This is a genomic window from Methanoregula sp., from assembly GCF_041663825.1.
In the GTDB taxonomy this organism is placed as follows: Archaea; Halobacteriota; Methanomicrobia; order Methanomicrobiales; family Methanospirillaceae; genus Methanoregula.
Genome location: NZ_JBAYLY010000023.1, coordinates 33,416 through 48,540, shown reverse-complemented (window position 1 = coordinate 48,540; position 15,125 = coordinate 33,416). Strand labels below are relative to the sequence as shown.

Sequence of the window (15,125 nt, the reverse complement as noted above, 5' to 3'; positions counted from 1 at the left end):
TAACCTGACCCGGGCAGGCCAGGCTAACCTGACCGTAACCGGTCTCACCCCGGCATCGACAACATCGATAACCGGTGTATCGCTCCCGATATCCGGGGCTGCCGCCGGGATCTGGAACGTAACCGTCATAAACCCGGACGGACAGGAGGGGTCCAATTCATCAGTAACGTTCACGGTAAACGCAGCACCACCCACGACCTCGCCAACACCGACCCCACCTCCAACACCAACCGCACCGACCTTTGTTTCTGCCACAACCAACACTGCCGGTACCGCTATCAGCATCACCTTTAACAAGGCGATGTCCAATCCAACAGGAAACCAAAATCAGTTTACCTATTCGGTTAACGGCGGAATTCCCCAGCCATTCAGTGCGGCAGCTCCCGGCAGTAACCCCACAGTCATCGACCTGACAACTGCCGGCTCCACCATCGCGTACGGTAATGTTGTCACCGTCAATTATACAGCAGGCACTGTAACATCCACCGATGGCGGTATCCTTGCCACCTTCAACAACAAGGCCGTTACGAACGCCGTGCCGGGTCCGACACCAACCGCACCGACCTTTGTTTCTGCCACAACCAACACTGCCGGTACCGCTATCAGCATCACCTTTAGCAAAGCGATGAACAGTCCCACTGGCGATGCACGTAATTTCTCCTACTCAGTTAACGGTGGAACTGCCCAGCCATTTAGTGCGGCAGCTCCCGGCAGTAACCCCACGGTCATCGACCTGACAACTGCCGGCTCCACCATCGCGTACGGTAATGTTGTCACCGTCAATTATACAGCAGGTACCGTAACATCCACCGATGGCGGTATTCTTGCCACCTTCAACAACAAGGCCGTCACGAACGCCGTGCCGGGTCCGACACCAACCGCACCGACCTTTGTTTCTGCCACAACCAACACTGCCGGTACCGCTATCAGCATCACCTTTAACAAGGCGATGAACAGTCCCTCTGGCGACGCACGTAATTTCTCCTACTCAGTTAACGGTGGAACTGCCCAGCCATTCAGTGCGGCAGCTCCCGGCAGTAACCCCACGGTCATCGACCTGACAACTGCCGGCTCCACCATCGCGTATGGTAACAAGGTCACCGTCAACTACACGGCAGGTACCGTAACATCCACCGATGGCGGCATCCTTGCCACCTTCAACAACAAGGCCGTTACGAACGCCGTGCCGGGTCCGACACCCACTCTGATAGTAACTCCGGCATCCGGCACAACTGCCGGCGGTACATTCGTTACCATCACCGGAACAATCTTTACCGGAACGAAAGCAGTTACCCTTGGCGGAGTACCGGCAACCAATGTAACGGTGGTCAATGATACAGCGGTGACGGCAACCACTCCTGCCCACACAGCCGGGGCGGTTGATATTGTCGTCACCACACCCGGCGGCCCGGTAACCGGCCCGGGGATATTCACTTACCTGTCCAGTATAGAGCCCCCGGTCGCAAACTTCGGTGGAACCCCGACATCCGGTGCATCTCCGTTAACCGTTACATTCATTGACCGTTCGACCAACTATCCGACCAGCTGGAACTGGAACTTTGGTGACAGCAAAACCTCAGCCAGCCAGAACCCGAACCACACGTATACGAATCCCGGGGTCTACAATGTAACCCTTATCGTGACAAACAGTGCCGGCAGCAGTTCACCGTACACAGCGGTGAAGAATATCACGGTTTCAACACCTGTACATCAGAGCGACACGATTTTTTTGGGGGTTCACAACACTGACGTTCGAAATAATAGTTGGCTGTTCAACATTACCGACGTCGTGAATGCGGGAGGATCCGTTATAGACATATCTTCTACCCGAATTGACTATCGGCCGGCTGGCTGGGAGGATATTATTCTGACCGGAAGTAACATCACCAACGACACCCGGTATATCCGTGGCGATTCAATAACTCTCGTTGTGATGACAACCCCTCCGAACACCCATATATTCACCGGTGTTGGAACTGCCCGGTCTCAGTTTGTCCTTAACCAGAAGACCCTGACGCAGGGAGCCACGTTCGGCGAGGCCTTTGTTCCTGGCGCCAATAACTCGGTTACTTCCCGGTTCCAGCAGGCAGTGCAGGGACAGGGTGCCACCCTGAATGTCATCGGGTATACCGTTGAGATTACCGGTGCGGCCCCGTTTAATGCCAATAAGACTCAAACAAATTCAATTTTTATTAACCTGAGTGCAAGCCATTCATGGGTAACAGCGAATGGTGGTACGGGAGCGATCCGAATCCTGCACCTGCCTGAAAGCGGCTCAGCGGAAGTCCTGACCACAACGTATGCCGGTGGCGACGGCACAACCGATTACTTCACCGCATATTCAAACGGGTTATCCATCTATGGTCTTGTGGGAGTGACAACAAGTCCCACACCAACACCTACGCCGACACCAACAAGGGCTCATCGCCAGGCTGTCGGGGGATATGATTCCAGCGGGGACCCGGGTTATACCGGTCCGACTCTCACCCCGGCAACATCCAATCCAATACCGCTGCCCACGGTGAAGCAGACCGTTGTTACGGTATCGGGTGCAGGTTCCACCACGTCCACTATACCGCCGCTTCCAACGAATACACCCCGGTCCGGGCTCGATGCGGTACCCGTTCTCGGTGCGCTCGGCCTGTGCGGCGCGATCTTCCTGTTCCGGAAGAACGGGAATTAATCTTTTTTCGAGAGGATGCCTCATACAAGCGGGGGCAAAAGCATGTACCGGTGCTTCCGAGAGAGTTCGCGGTGATCACAGACTGGACGATAGTATCAAATTTTGTCACATCCGCGATCGGGTTCGTCAGTTTCCGAACCTCACGCTTGGTTTCGTTGCACAAAAACGAAGTCACTCATGTTTTTTTACTCCACCCTCGGGCGCCTTTCGGGTGAATCTGGATTGGGAGAGGGGATACTTAGACGTGACTGAACCAAAAGCGGGGGATCGGATCGTGATACCTCGTTTAATGAAACACTGAACCTTAGATCTTTTGGTCACTATTTTCCTTCGGTGAACGCAGGTTTATTTCAGAGGGTTTTTACAGAGATTTTTTTACAGAGCCTTTTTTTCAGGATACCTCCCCCCCGGGACTGGCATTGATTCCCCGGGTGATCCATGAGACGGTCCAAATAGAGGATACAAAGCAAAATCCATATTACGATGGAACCTAAGAAAAAACTCTATGGAACTACGCGAGCGCCTTACCGGAAGGGAACAGAAACTTGTCCTCTTTATTCTCGCACTCTCCTCATTCATGGGGTCACTCGACGCAACCATCGTCAATATCTCCCTCCCGGCCATCGCCGAATCATTCCGGGTTCCCATCAACACGGTCTCCTGGGTGGCCATGAGTTACCTCCTCGTCCTGAGCGGATTCCTCCTGGTCTTCGGGAGACTCGGCGACATGAAAGGATTCCGGAAGATCTTCCTTTTGGGGTTTACCGTGTTCACCCTGGGATCGTTCCTCTGCGGCTTCGCCTTTAGCATTGAAGCCCTTATCGGGTTCCGGCTCATCCAGGGTATCGGTGCCGCCGCGCTCGAAGCCATCGGTCCGGCCATGGTGGTCATCTATCTCCCAAAAGAGATGCGGGGCAAGGCCCTTGGTATCCTTGCAACGGTAGTCTCCCTCGGGATTGCCGCAGGCCCGATCATTGGGGGGCTCCTCACCCAGTACGTGAGCTGGCAATGGATCTTCCTCATCAATGTCCCCATCGGGATTTGTGCAATAATCATGGGCATGAAATGCATTCCCGCAGACAATGTGACAAAAAAACCCGGGCTGTTCGATTATTACGGGGCCATTCTCTTCTTCTTTGCCCTCGCATCATTCCTCTGGCCGGTTAACGAGGGGCTGACACTCGGCTGGACCTCCCCTGCAATCCTCGGGAGTTTTGGCATCTCCGCCGTGCTCTGGATCCTCTTTATCATCCGGGAGACCCGGTGCCAGGATCCGCTCTGTGACTTCGGGTTGTTCCGGAACAAAAATTTCCTCGCTGCCACTCTCGCAGCCGCAATCATGATGCTCGCATTTTCCGGCATTGAGTTCCTGCTCCCCTTCTTCTTTGAAGGGGTGCTTGGCTACGAGGCCGGTTTCGCCGGACTCCTCCTTGCTATCCCGGCCGTTGCTCTCATGATCTTTGGTCCTCTTTCCGGTGCACTCTCCGACAGGTTCGGCTCCCGGGGGCTTGCCACAATATCGGCGCTCTTTGCCGTCGTGACGTACTTCCTGATCAGCATGTATACGCAGAACACGAGCATTCTCTATATCGTGCTTACCCTGCTCTGCGTGGGAGTTGCCCTTGGTGTCTTCTTCCCGCCCAACATGAACCAGATTCTCGGCCAGAGCAAAAAAGACGAGGAAGGTGCCGGTTCAAGCATCATGACCACGATGAAAAATGTCGGCGAGACGGTGGGGATTGCCCTGATGGGAACCATTGCCATCTTTTCCGTTGTTCACAACACGGGATTCGATCCGAAGACCCCCGCTGCAGATATCCCCATGGGAATTCTTGTGGAAGGATTTGATGTTGCAGTACTGGCGGCGGCAGGTATCGTTATTCTCGCGGTTATCCTGTCGGCAATTGCAAAGGATAATCCCGGAACACGGTAAAAAATATCGCGACCAGGTAAAAAGGATCCATGCCGGGAAAGCGACCGGGCTCCGGCTGAAGAACCGGGAGGTACACCAACCCCCGCGTTGAGTAATTCTTGAAAGTAGTTAAAAAAAATTCACCGACACATTCCGGTTTTTTCGGAATAAAAAAAGACTGTTTTAACCGGTACCTTTACACCCAGTGTCCCGCTACAGGTGAGTCGCCGCTCTTCCCGAACTTTTCTGTCACCTATAATGATCTTACGCTCTTTCCAGAACTGCGGCTAAAAAAATGAGTAAAGCACTGAGTTTATCAAAGGTAAGTAATGATTAGTGGATTAGAGGATTTTTTATATGAACAGGAAACGGTTTTCCGCGCTTGCCATCGTCATCATCATCAGCCTTCTCGCAACGGCGGGATGTACGGGTACTTCCGGTACCTTTGCCCAGCCACAGGTTCAGCCAACCCTCCAGCACTACCCGGCGGTATCGATCAACGCAACCCCCATCCAGTATGCAAAGGTTAACGGGGTAACCCTTGGATACCGGGAATTCGGATCCGGTGAACCGCTCCTGATGCTGGAGGGATTCGGTGCTACTATCGATAGTGAGTGGAACGCCACCTTCATTGGTATCCTTGCCTCGAAATACCACGTCTATACCTACGACCACCGGGGGATGGGATACAGCAGTGACAACAACGCGACACCTTCCATTTCCTTGTACGCAGATGATGCTGCTTTGCTGATGCCTGCCCTTGGCTATGACAGTATGCACGTATACGGTGTCTCCATGGGGTCCTCGGTCTCCCAGCAGCTGGTTATCGATCACCCTGAACGCGTGCGAAAACTGATCCTGGATTCTGTGACATACAGTATCCGGATTCCCCAGACAAAACTACTCTTCGACAGCATTAATGCGAGTGCTGTCGATCCCGCCAAGCCTCGAGGTGTCCACAGGGAGGCACAGGCAAACCTTGCTTGGAACGGGTCTTATGACGGTCTTTCCGGTATCCATAAGGATGTCATGCTCGTTGTGGGTACCGCAGATGTAATGACTCCTGAACCGGTTACGGTCCAGATAGCCGGGCAGATCAAAGGATCGTGGCTCGTGCGGTATAAAGACCTCCCGCATGTCGGGTCCCATTATGCACCCGTAGAGTACGGAAAGAACGCACTCGCGTTTCTCGGCAATAATGAATCGCCGCCTTATGGCGGATAATTTTATTTTTCCCACGGGATCATTGTCTAAAAAAAGATCAGGCCGATCTAACGTATCCACACCCGTTGAAACAGGTTACTATCGAAACGTATTGATGCGGGACCAAAACCTAATAAAAAAGCGTAAATCTGATGGGAACATGAGCCGGATTATGTGCGGGTCCCTGATATCGGGAGATGAGTTCCCCCGGTCAGGAGATCCCGGCTGTTTCACCGGGCTTTAAGGGAGAAGGTATCCCCGGTTTCCCATACGTTGGTCACCGGGTTGAGTGTCTTCTGGATCCCGTCAAACGTCCCGGTGTCTTCGTGGACCGTGATGACGAGGTAGCCAACTCTCTGACTTTTGAGTGCGATTGCCTTAACCGGGTATTCCAGGGTAAGTGCAGGATCGATATCCGCAGGATCAAACGCTATCATGTGTGCCCCGGCGTTCCCGCTGACGATCTGCTGGACGTTCCGGGATTCGCTCCTCGCATAAAGGTGGGCGTGCCCGCAGAAATAAGCCGAGACATTGGTCTTTACCATGCTCTCCCAGAATATATCGCGCTGCGGTGGATGAGTGGCGAGGGCGAAATCCTCATCATCCGTATCATTTACCACCACGTATGCGGGAGAATGCCCGAAGACGAACATGAACGGCCGGGTGTCCTTGGTAAGCTGTTCATCCATCCAGCTCTGGTTCACGGTCTCCTTAAGACCATCGTGTGCGATGTAATTGTCGATGCCGATAAATTTTGCACCCTTGTAGGTGAAGGAATACGTCAGTTTCTCTTCTCCGGGCGGGCCATTTGCCGGCATACCTGATGCCGCCGTGGCCCGGTAGGCGTTGAGCAGGGGAGCTACGGTCTGGGTGAGTCCATCCTCGTGGTTACCCCGGACAACATAAATCGGGATACCGGTACCCGTGGTATAATTATGAATGGGATCAACGTCTGCCATCCAGTTTCCCAACTGGCCGGTGTAATTGCCGGCCATCGGCGATGCATTTGTTAATTCCCACCCGTTGACCAGATCCCCCATGTACAGGGTCAGGTCCGGCTTTTCTGCGGCAATCGCCGTTGCAATCGGGATCAGTTCCGGGCTTACACCCGTTGTGGTATTCGCAGCGGGATCGGGAGAGTCCGCGAATACCACGAATTTCCAGGGGGTAGATCCAACAGGAGTCGTGGGTCCTGCTGTTTGCGGGCTCATGTGAGCCGGTGCCGGAGACGGGGTTGTGCATCCGCACACGCTTACGGCAATTATCAGGATCAAAAAGAGCGTCAGATTAAGAAATCGCATAGAGGTGTACTTCTGTTCTGATGTGAAAAAGGCTGGGGAGGATTTTAAAAAAACAAACCTCATATTTTTTGTAAACAACAGGAAGGTCTCTATATTCGCGAACCATGTATTCACCTTGTCTGGTATGAAATAACAAACAACGGGTTATTCAGGACTATTTTCCTAAAAAGCCCGGGCACAATCATCATATCAGCTTTTAGCGTCATGAAAGGAGTTGAACAATTTTGACAAATCTACCAACACACGATACAAAGATAACCGGCACAAAAATACAGGAAACCACCCCCCGGACAAGAGGTGTGAAAGCATTAGTACATGTGTCCCACAAGGTCGAGTACAAGAAGGACCATGCAAAAGCAGGGGCCGGAATGAATACCCCGTCCGCCCCGGTCCAGAAATAATCCGTCATCCTCCCATACATCAGACCCTTTCTTTTTTTCGCGCCGGTAGACTCGCATGACCGGTCCTGATTTATTAGATCCCAGTACTTCTCTAAATTCTCCTATGCAAATCTCAGAATTTTTTAATAGGACTTGCCGAAGTGATTCCCGGTCCCTTGGGGGTACCCGCTCCCAAAAAGGAGAGGCCCCAACACACCCCGACCAATTTTTTAAAAGCATGATACCCCTACCCCCCTCTTGTGGCCCGGGGGTAGGGGGGGTGGCTGTTAAAAAAGGATACTTCCGGTTCCAGATCTGGCTTATACGAATTTTTGGTGGTTGTTCATTTAACTTGAAAATAGAGAAGTACTGACACCGGCAAATGAGAGAGTTCCATGACCACAACGGTCAAAGACCCAGAAGAGCGCCGGCAAGAAAAAGAGATGCTGACGCCCGCCCGGAAGAAGAACCTAGATGAAACAAAGCACAAGGATCACGTAACCGGAGGAGACCGGTTATCCAAACTCAAGTGTCCCGTCGATTCCCAAAAACACCCTGATATCCCGCTTGATGAACCGGCCATGGACACCTTTCGGGATCTCGGTACGCAGCCGGTTGATCAGATCCATCGAATCGATGGTCATGATTATCCCGATCTTCCTCGCTTCCCTGAAAATTAGGGGGGCCGAATCAAAAAGATCGGATCCCGCCGTCAGGGTACAGAGGTGGCGTGCATTGAGCGTATGGAAATAATACAGGGTTTCTTTTGCACGCTGTACATTCTCGATTGCAGATTTCTCTATCGTCCAGACGTTTGTTTTTGAAGTATGGATAAGATCCGCTACCTGCTGCTGGGTCATCCCACTCTTTCGGTATCTCAATACCTCTTTTTGCCGGTTCGTAAGCAAAGTAGATTTCATTAATTTTCACTGTAATATAACTATATTGAATTAACAATTATTAAATGTACGGTTCCAATACCGTGACGGGAATTTAAGGGAGAACAAGAAAAGGGCCCGGCTAAAAAAACAACCGCAGCGATCGGATCTGCCGGGACGTGTTTAACCCGGTGCGAGAGAAATAAATCACCGGTGATTTTTTTAAACCCTCTTTTTGTAGAATCTGCGATTTATTTTTCCATCGGGGATATTTTTGTGAATCCTTGCATTTCTGCCGGTTAATTAAAAATTCTCATCTTTTTTTACAGGACGCTTGCGAGCTTCTGTTCGAGAACGGCAAGCCCCAGTTTGATATCGTTGAGATTTCTGCCGCCCGTGAGAATAATCTTTCCTGAAGAAAAGATAAGAGCAACCATTTTGGGATCTTTGATCCGGTAGACAAGCCCGGGGAACTGTTCGGGTTCATACTCTATATTTTCGACATTGAGCGTAACGACAATCTTGTTGAGGTTGATATATTTACCGAGATCGTAAGAACAGACCATATTATTGACCACAACTTTAGGCTCTTTGAACGTCTCAAAACCCGCTTCATTTAACGATTTCAGGATAAAAGCAAGTCCATCGGCAAGCGCCTTCGTGGTATGGCTGCCGGTGAGCACGATCTTGCCCGACGAAAAGATCAGGGACGCCATCTTGGGAGTCTCAATGTGATAGACCGCACCGGGAAACCGTTTCGTATTGAGTTCGCAGTTCCTGACCTTACTCGACACCAGTGCAAGATCAAGGGCCTCTGCAATGACACCGGATGCAACGATATTCTCAATCTTCAATGATTCGTATTTTTTATCCGTCATCTTAGATCTCTATGACTTTCTCTTAACCATAAGACTATTGCATCATGTCCGTTTTACGGGTATATCGGAAAACCGGTACGCCCCTTTTGGCACCGTGATCTCAAACCTCGCCCCTTTGCCCGGTATACCGGTCTCAGTAATCGTGATGCCGGTGATCGAGAGGATCTCGCGGGAGAGAAACAGCCCAAGACCGGTATTTTTCCCAAATCCCTTCTCAAAGAGATGTTTTTTGTCCTCCACGCTGACCCCGGCCCCGTCATCCTCACAGGCAAGGATGAGCCCGTCATCCGTCTCCTTTGAGAAGAACCGGATTTTTGTCATCTTTGTGCCCCCATACCGGATTGCATTATCGATCAGGTTGTAGAAGACCTTCTCAACCAGGGGGTCACAAAACATCTCTGTCCCGGCAGGAAGATCGTTTATCACCTTGACCTTCCCGGAAGTAACCTGCTGTGCCGCACGGTCAATAAGTGTGAGGCAATCCTGCCAGAGAGGGGCTTTTACACCGATCGATTCATATTCTTTGGTAAACCGGATAGTGACAGCGATGCGCTCTGCAACGGTCCGGGCCTTCTCGAAATACTCCGGGAATTTGGGATCGGACCGCTTCATATCCATCAGGAAAAGGTAGCCCTGCAGCATGGTTAACAGGTTGTTTATGTCGTGCCGCGTAATGCTGGACAGCAGGTTAAGTTTCTTGTTTGCCTGGCGGAGTGCCTCATCGGCCTGTTTTCGGTTGGTGATGTCCCGGTCGATTCCCCGGAAACCCAGAAGAGCATGCCCGTCATCGAAGAACGGAATGCCGCTTGTTTCAAAAACCACGTGCCGGCCGTCTTTGTGGAGGTTTATGTTTTCCAGTCCGGAAAATGGCTTTTGGGTAATGACGTACTTATTGAAAATACCAGCAACTTTTTCAGATTCTCCCGGAATCATCAGGTCAAAGGGTGTTTTGCCGATGACCTCCTCTGGTTTATATCCCAGTATATCCCGGATCTTTGGACTGACATAGGTATATTTGCCGTTTTTGTCGATCTCCCATATCCAGTCACTGGTTGTTTCGATGAGATCCCTGTACCGCTCCTTGCTCTCTTTCAACGCCGCTTCCACCCGCTTGCGCCCGGTGAGGTCACGGACGACGAATACGAGCCCGGTGGGATCCCCTTTTTCGTCTTTCACAAACTCAGCGTTTGCCTCAATATCCAACATCGTTTTACCGGCACGCAGTGCACGGTATTCACCCGGCCCGGTAAAAACTCCCTGTTGCATCAGCGCGATATTAGCCCGTGCACGCTCACGATCCTCCGGGACAAGGAACATATCGACGGGCTTACCTACAACCTCCTCCTTTTTTTCAACGCCAAAAATTTTTAGCATGGCAGGAGAGACCAGGCTGACTACCCCGGAAACATCCGTTATTGCGATACCATCCGGAATGGCGGTGATGATGGACCGGTACAGTGCCTCGTTTCGCAGCAGCTCTTCATCTGCCCGTTTGCGAACGGTAATATCTTCAAAGATTGTGGCAAACCGGCCTTTGGACGTACAGTACGCAGATATTAAAAAATATTTGTCCATGGGGGAAAAGTAGGTTTCAAAAACCTCCGGTGTTCCGGTCAGGGAGACACGGGCATATATTTCAAGGTAGGGGGGCTCGGTTACACCATATGCTTCCCTGCTCGTCTTCCCGAGAACTGCATCCCGGGAGATGCCAAGGAGTTTCTCGAATGCCGGGTTTGTCTCAATGATGATATAATCCTCCAAGACACCCGCGTCGTTATACACAAGCTCGTGGAGGGCTACACCTTCCGTCATATGGGTGTAGAGTGTCTGGAACTTTTCGTTACTCTCACTTAAGGCCTCCTCTGCCTGCTTGCGCCCGGAGATGTCATGCACGGATCCGATCAGGTATGTACAGGAACCTGCCGCATCAAAGATGGGCGCGACACTGACTTCTCCGAAAATCTGCCCGGATGAATAATGATAGGTTTCCTCCCAACGAACGATGGTCTTTTCTTTAATAGCCTGCCGGAATTTCCCCAGGTCCAGGTCGAGCGACGACCCGGGGATGATCTCGTTTACCATCCTGCCGATCACCTGGTCATACGACAATCCCGTGAGTTTACTAAAGGCTGAGTTGACGGAAGTGAAGCGGTACTGCTCACAGGGTTCGACAGCCAGTTGAAAGATGCTGTCTCCGACAGTATTATAGATGGAATTCAGGCGTTTTTCGCTCTCCTCCAAAACTGCTTCGGTTGCTTTTTCCTCGGTAATATCCCGGCCTACCGACTGGTGTTCAGTAATAGTTCCAGAAGGATCGAAGATCGCACGGTCGCTCCACCGCTGCCACCGGATGGTACCGTCCGGCATGATGATCCGGTGTTCGATGCTATCGACCGGGTGGTCCGGGGTTAAGGTTGTAAAGAACCGGTCCAGGCGCTCCCGGTCGTCGGCAGGGATCTTTGGCCGGAACCGGTGTCCGAGGATCTCGTCGCGTTTCAGGCCGAAATACCGGCAATAGGCTTCATTGACAAAGACATGGGTGCCATCCGGTAAGAACCGGGAGATGAACTCGGTCTGGTCTTCGACAACATTCCGGTACCGCTCTTCGCTCTCCCGGATCTGGCCTTCGCTCCGGGCAAGCTTATTATACTGACTGCGCAGCTCTTCTTCCGAAGCCGTGAGGTGTTCGTGGGCGGCACGGAGTTCTTCTTCCACCCGTTTGCGGGCAGTGATTTCCCGGATCGACTCAATTGCACCGATAATCGTACCCCGGGTATCATAGAGGGGGGAGGCCACAAACCAGAGCGAGGCCCCTTTCCCGTTATTGAAGTGGGGGATCGTGACCTCGGCGGTGAGGTTCTTCTGGTCCCGGATTACATTCTGGTATTTTACCTGGGTCAGAGGGGCATCAGGGAGGACAAGATCGATGAGGATGGGACGGCGCTCATGGTAAAAGGGAAGGGCATATTCATAGTTGCCCTTTCCAAGAATCTGATCTGCCCGGATACCAGTCATCCTCTCCATCGCATGGTTCCATGCGATCACCATACCCCGGGTGTCAATAGCCAGCGTTGCATCCGGCAGGAAGTTGATGATATCAGCCTCTCTCCGCGTAAGATCCCTGATACGAAGTTCCGCCTTTCTCTGCTGGACTGACTGGCGGATCTGATGCGAAAGCTCGGCAAACTGGCTTTTGGGCTCCCCGCCTTTCTGGAGATAGAAGTCGGCACCTTCATTTAAGGCCTGGATAACGACTTCCTCACGTCCCCGCCCGGTAAAGAGGATAAACGGGATCAGATTTCCTGATGATCTTACCTTCTTTAAAAATTCGATACCATCCATCTCCGGCATCTGGTAATCAGAGACAATGGCATCGTAGGTCTTTGAATGTAAGAGGGCGAGTGCAGCCGGGGCGGAGGTGATGGTGTCAACGCGAAACTGCCCGCTCTGCTCTAAAAAAAGTTTGCCGATCTCAAGCAGGCCGGGTTCGTCATCGACATAAAGGAGGGTATACATGATACGACACCCGTGTAGTGTAAGGGATTATTGCGGTATAGGCGGTTAATAAATTATATGTTTTGGCACTTCCTGACAGGGATGGTTGGGAACGTCCGGATGAGGCCAAAAACCGGTCACCAGCCACGCAGGTATCAGGACATGCTCATTTGTCCGCGTGCCCCGGTTTACTCTTATGGCCGGGATACATAAGAGAGGTAAAACCCGGGTATCCGCCGCTTCCTTTTTTAGGATTTTGTGATTATATCGGCGAACCGGTACGCCCCTTTTGGCACCGTGATCTCAAATCTCGCCCCTTTGCCGGGTATACCGGTCTCAGCAATCGTGATGCCGGTGATCGAGAGAATCTCCTGTGAGAGGAACAAACCAAAACCGGTGTTCTTCCCGAAACCCCGGGTGAAAAGGTGTTTTTTATCTTCATCGGTGATCCCCACGCCGTCATCCTCACAGACAATCCGGAGTCCTCGGTCGCTCTCCTGTGAAAAGACCCGGATCGTCTTCATCTGGTCGCCTCCATAGCGCAGGGCGTTGTCAATCAGGTTGTAGAAGACTTTCTCAAAGAGCCGGTCAGCGAAAACCTCGGGATTTTTCGGATCAACTTCGATATGGATGTCCCGCATTGGCAGCCCGGCGACTGCTTTTCTTATACTCGCGTTCACGTTCTGCCATTCGGGCGCTACTACACCCAGTTCCTGGTAATATTGTGTGAACGTGATCTGGCGTTCGATCGTATCAACCGCCGCCGTCTCTTTCTGGATATACCCGGAAAGTACCGTGGGCTTGTCGATTACCTCAGTTGAGAGATACAGGTACCCTTTGAGCGCCATCAACTGGTTGAGGATGTCGTGCCGGGTGATACTGGACAGGAGGTTTAACTGCTTGTTTGCCTGCTGCAATGCATCTTCCGCCCGTTTGCGCTCGGTGATATCGGTGACGATGCCATCCCATAAGACATCTCCATTTTCCTGCGGTACAGGTAAGGACTCGATATGGATCCACCTTGTCGCCCCCCCGGTGATAACCCGGCCGTTCCATTCAAATGAATGCGGTTGTGGAGATCGTTCATGCGCAAATGTTTCCCGGTTTAATGTTAAAAGGGCATTTAGATCATCGGGGTGTATCGGCCTGAGCCCTAACATGGGATCTGCCAGAAAACTTATTGAACTTACGTTGAACATTTCCACGAGTTTGGGGCTGACGTAGTCAAACGAGTAGGATCCCTCCGGTGTACTTCGCAGGGTGTAAATGCCCACGGGGATATTGGAGACGATGGTATCGTACTGCTTGTTTGCCAGCTGCAACGCATCTTCCGCCCGTTTGCGTTCGGTGATATCCACCGCCGTACAGATAATTTCCCCGCCTTGTGTTAATGAGGCAGAGACAATTACCCATCGCACGGTTCCATCCTGTGCGGACAGGCGTAATTCCCGGTCCTCCACCCGGGAACCGTCGGAAATTTTTGAGAGGAATAATTCCCGCTCCGCAGGATCCGTAAGGATATCAGCAAGGTTTTTTTTAACCAGATCGCTTTGTTCGTAACATATCATCTGCGCGAACTTCCGGTTGGCATCCGTTATTTTCAGGGTTTTGTTATTAACAATGAACGTTCCCGCCTGGGAATGATAATACATCGAGAAGTTTCTCTCCCCCACCTTCTGGTATTCCTGAGAATAGAGGGATATGAGAATACCGATAGAGACAAAGACATAGAACCTGATGGTGGCTCGTGTAAAAAGATTTGAATCCGGCATTTGCCAAAAATAGACAAGCGTGAAATATAACCAGCCAATGAGGATTGTCCCGTAGATGCCGAACTTCGGGCGGGAATATGCAATGAGCACGATTGGAATGAGATACAAGTACGGGAATATGTCCTGGATCCCGTTCTTGAGACAAAAGTACGTGACTATTGTTGCAACAATGGTACTTGCAATAATGCAGATATCGTATACGATCTGGTTTTTAGGGGAAACCTGCCACATGATTGATGTTTAACTCCTTTCGGGCTGGCATGTTTTATACGGCAACGTATTTCTTTATTCGCTATTTTGCTCTAAACGGTTATAAGGACATACGATACGACTGCTGGTACGTTAAGGGTAGTCCCCGACAATTTATCCCGTGGCAAATGTCCGGGAAATCCCGGGGGCATGCAAGCATCACCGGTGTCAACGGTATACCTGATCGTCTGGCTATGTCGGATCTCCAGGCTATGCCCGGTTCAGGAGATACCTGCATCACCGGTCAACAGTTTACCTGATCTCCGGGCTATGCCGGATCTCCGGGCTATACCCGGTTCAGGAAGTGTCGGGTAAAATCCTGTGTCGATGGCCGCACATACTACGACGGTTCCTCCCGGAACCGCCGGGTATCG

General features: G+C 51.6%; 9 protein-coding genes. 4 read left to right on the top strand and 5 right to left on the bottom strand.

Features of this window, described 5'->3' with window-relative positions; genetic code table 11:
* The 3 genes from WCX19_RS10500 to WCX19_RS10490 form a co-directional block, all read left to right on the top strand.
* Nucleotides 1–2,683, top strand: a 2,683-nt coding sequence (locus WCX19_RS10500; RefSeq protein ID WP_373007871.1) for a beta strand repeat-containing protein, incomplete at its 5' end; no start/stop codon positions are given.
* A gap of 505 nt (nt 2,684–3,188) precedes the next feature.
* A complete protein-coding gene (locus tag WCX19_RS10495; protein WP_373007869.1) occupies nt 3,189–4,616 on the top strand; it encodes a DHA2 family efflux MFS transporter permease subunit in 1,428 nt (475 codons plus the stop codon).
* Between the two features lie 336 nt (nt 4,617–4,952).
* Nucleotides 4,953–5,819: an alpha/beta fold hydrolase gene (locus WCX19_RS10490; protein WP_373007867.1), complete on the top strand. Its 867-nt coding sequence runs from the start codon at nt 4,953–4,955 to the stop codon at nt 5,817–5,819.
* 209 nt (nt 5,820–6,028) lie between these two features.
* Here the strand turns inward: WCX19_RS10490 and WCX19_RS10485 are convergent, their stop codons facing one another.
* The 5 genes from WCX19_RS10485 to WCX19_RS10465 all read right to left on the bottom strand — a co-directional run bounded on the left by WCX19_RS10485 (nt 6,029) and on the right by WCX19_RS10465 (nt 14,733).
* Complete coding sequence (locus WCX19_RS10485) at nt 6,029–7,099, bottom strand: metallophosphoesterase (RefSeq protein WP_373007865.1); 1,071 nt, start codon at nt 7,097–7,099, stop codon at nt 6,029–6,031.
* Nucleotides 7,100–7,994: 895 nt separating this feature from the next.
* On the bottom strand, nt 7,995–8,399 hold the full coding sequence (locus WCX19_RS10480; RefSeq protein ID WP_373007863.1) for a Tfx family DNA-binding protein: 405 nt from the start codon (nt 8,397–8,399) through the stop codon (nt 7,995–7,997).
* Nucleotides 8,400–8,680: 281 nt separating this feature from the next.
* Nucleotides 8,681–9,235, bottom strand: a complete 555-nt coding sequence (locus WCX19_RS10475) for a TATA-box-binding protein (protein WP_373007861.1) — start codon at nt 9,233–9,235, stop codon at nt 8,681–8,683.
* Nucleotides 9,236–9,277: 42 nt separating this feature from the next.
* Complete coding sequence (locus WCX19_RS10470) at nt 9,278–12,751, bottom strand: PAS domain S-box protein (protein ID WP_373007859.1); 3,474 nt, start codon at nt 12,749–12,751, stop codon at nt 9,278–9,280.
* Between the two features lie 227 nt (nt 12,752–12,978).
* On the bottom strand, nt 12,979–14,733 hold the full coding sequence (locus WCX19_RS10465) for a PAS domain S-box protein (protein WP_373007857.1): 1,755 nt from the start codon (nt 14,731–14,733) through the stop codon (nt 12,979–12,981).
* 168 nt (nt 14,734–14,901) lie between these two features.
* Here WCX19_RS10465 and WCX19_RS10460 point away from each other — a divergent pair, with 168 nt between their 5' ends.
* A complete protein-coding gene (locus WCX19_RS10460) occupies nt 14,902–15,066 on the top strand; it encodes a hypothetical protein (RefSeq protein ID WP_373007855.1) in 165 nt (54 codons plus the stop codon).
* The last annotated feature ends 59 nt before the right edge of the window (nt 15,067–15,125 follow it).

Bases quoted from the DNA above. Each gene is read 5' to 3' on its own strand.
- WCX19_RS10490 (WP_373007867.1), top strand. From the start codon at position 4,953: ATGAACAGGAAACGGTTTTCCGCGCTTGCCATCGTCATCATCATCAGC.
- WCX19_RS10495 (WP_373007869.1), top strand. From the start codon at position 3,189: ATGGAACTACGCGAGCGCCTTACCGGAAGGGAACAGAAACTTGTCCTC.
- WCX19_RS10480 (WP_373007863.1), bottom strand. From the start codon at position 8,399: ATGAAATCTACTTTGCTTACGAACCGGCAAAAAGAGGTATTGAGATAC.
- WCX19_RS10460 (WP_373007855.1), top strand. From the start codon at position 14,902: ATGCAAGCATCACCGGTGTCAACGGTATACCTGATCGTCTGGCTATGT.
- WCX19_RS10470 (WP_373007859.1), bottom strand. From the start codon at position 12,751: ATGTATACCCTCCTTTATGTCGATGACGAACCCGGCCTGCTTGAGATC.
- WCX19_RS10475 (WP_373007861.1), bottom strand. From the start codon at position 9,235: ATGACGGATAAAAAATACGAATCATTGAAGATTGAGAATATCGTTGCA.
- WCX19_RS10465 (WP_373007857.1), bottom strand. From the start codon at position 14,733: ATGTGGCAGGTTTCCCCTAAAAACCAGATCGTATACGATATCTGCATT.
- WCX19_RS10485 (WP_373007865.1), bottom strand. From the start codon at position 7,099: ATGCGATTTCTTAATCTGACGCTCTTTTTGATCCTGATAATTGCCGTA.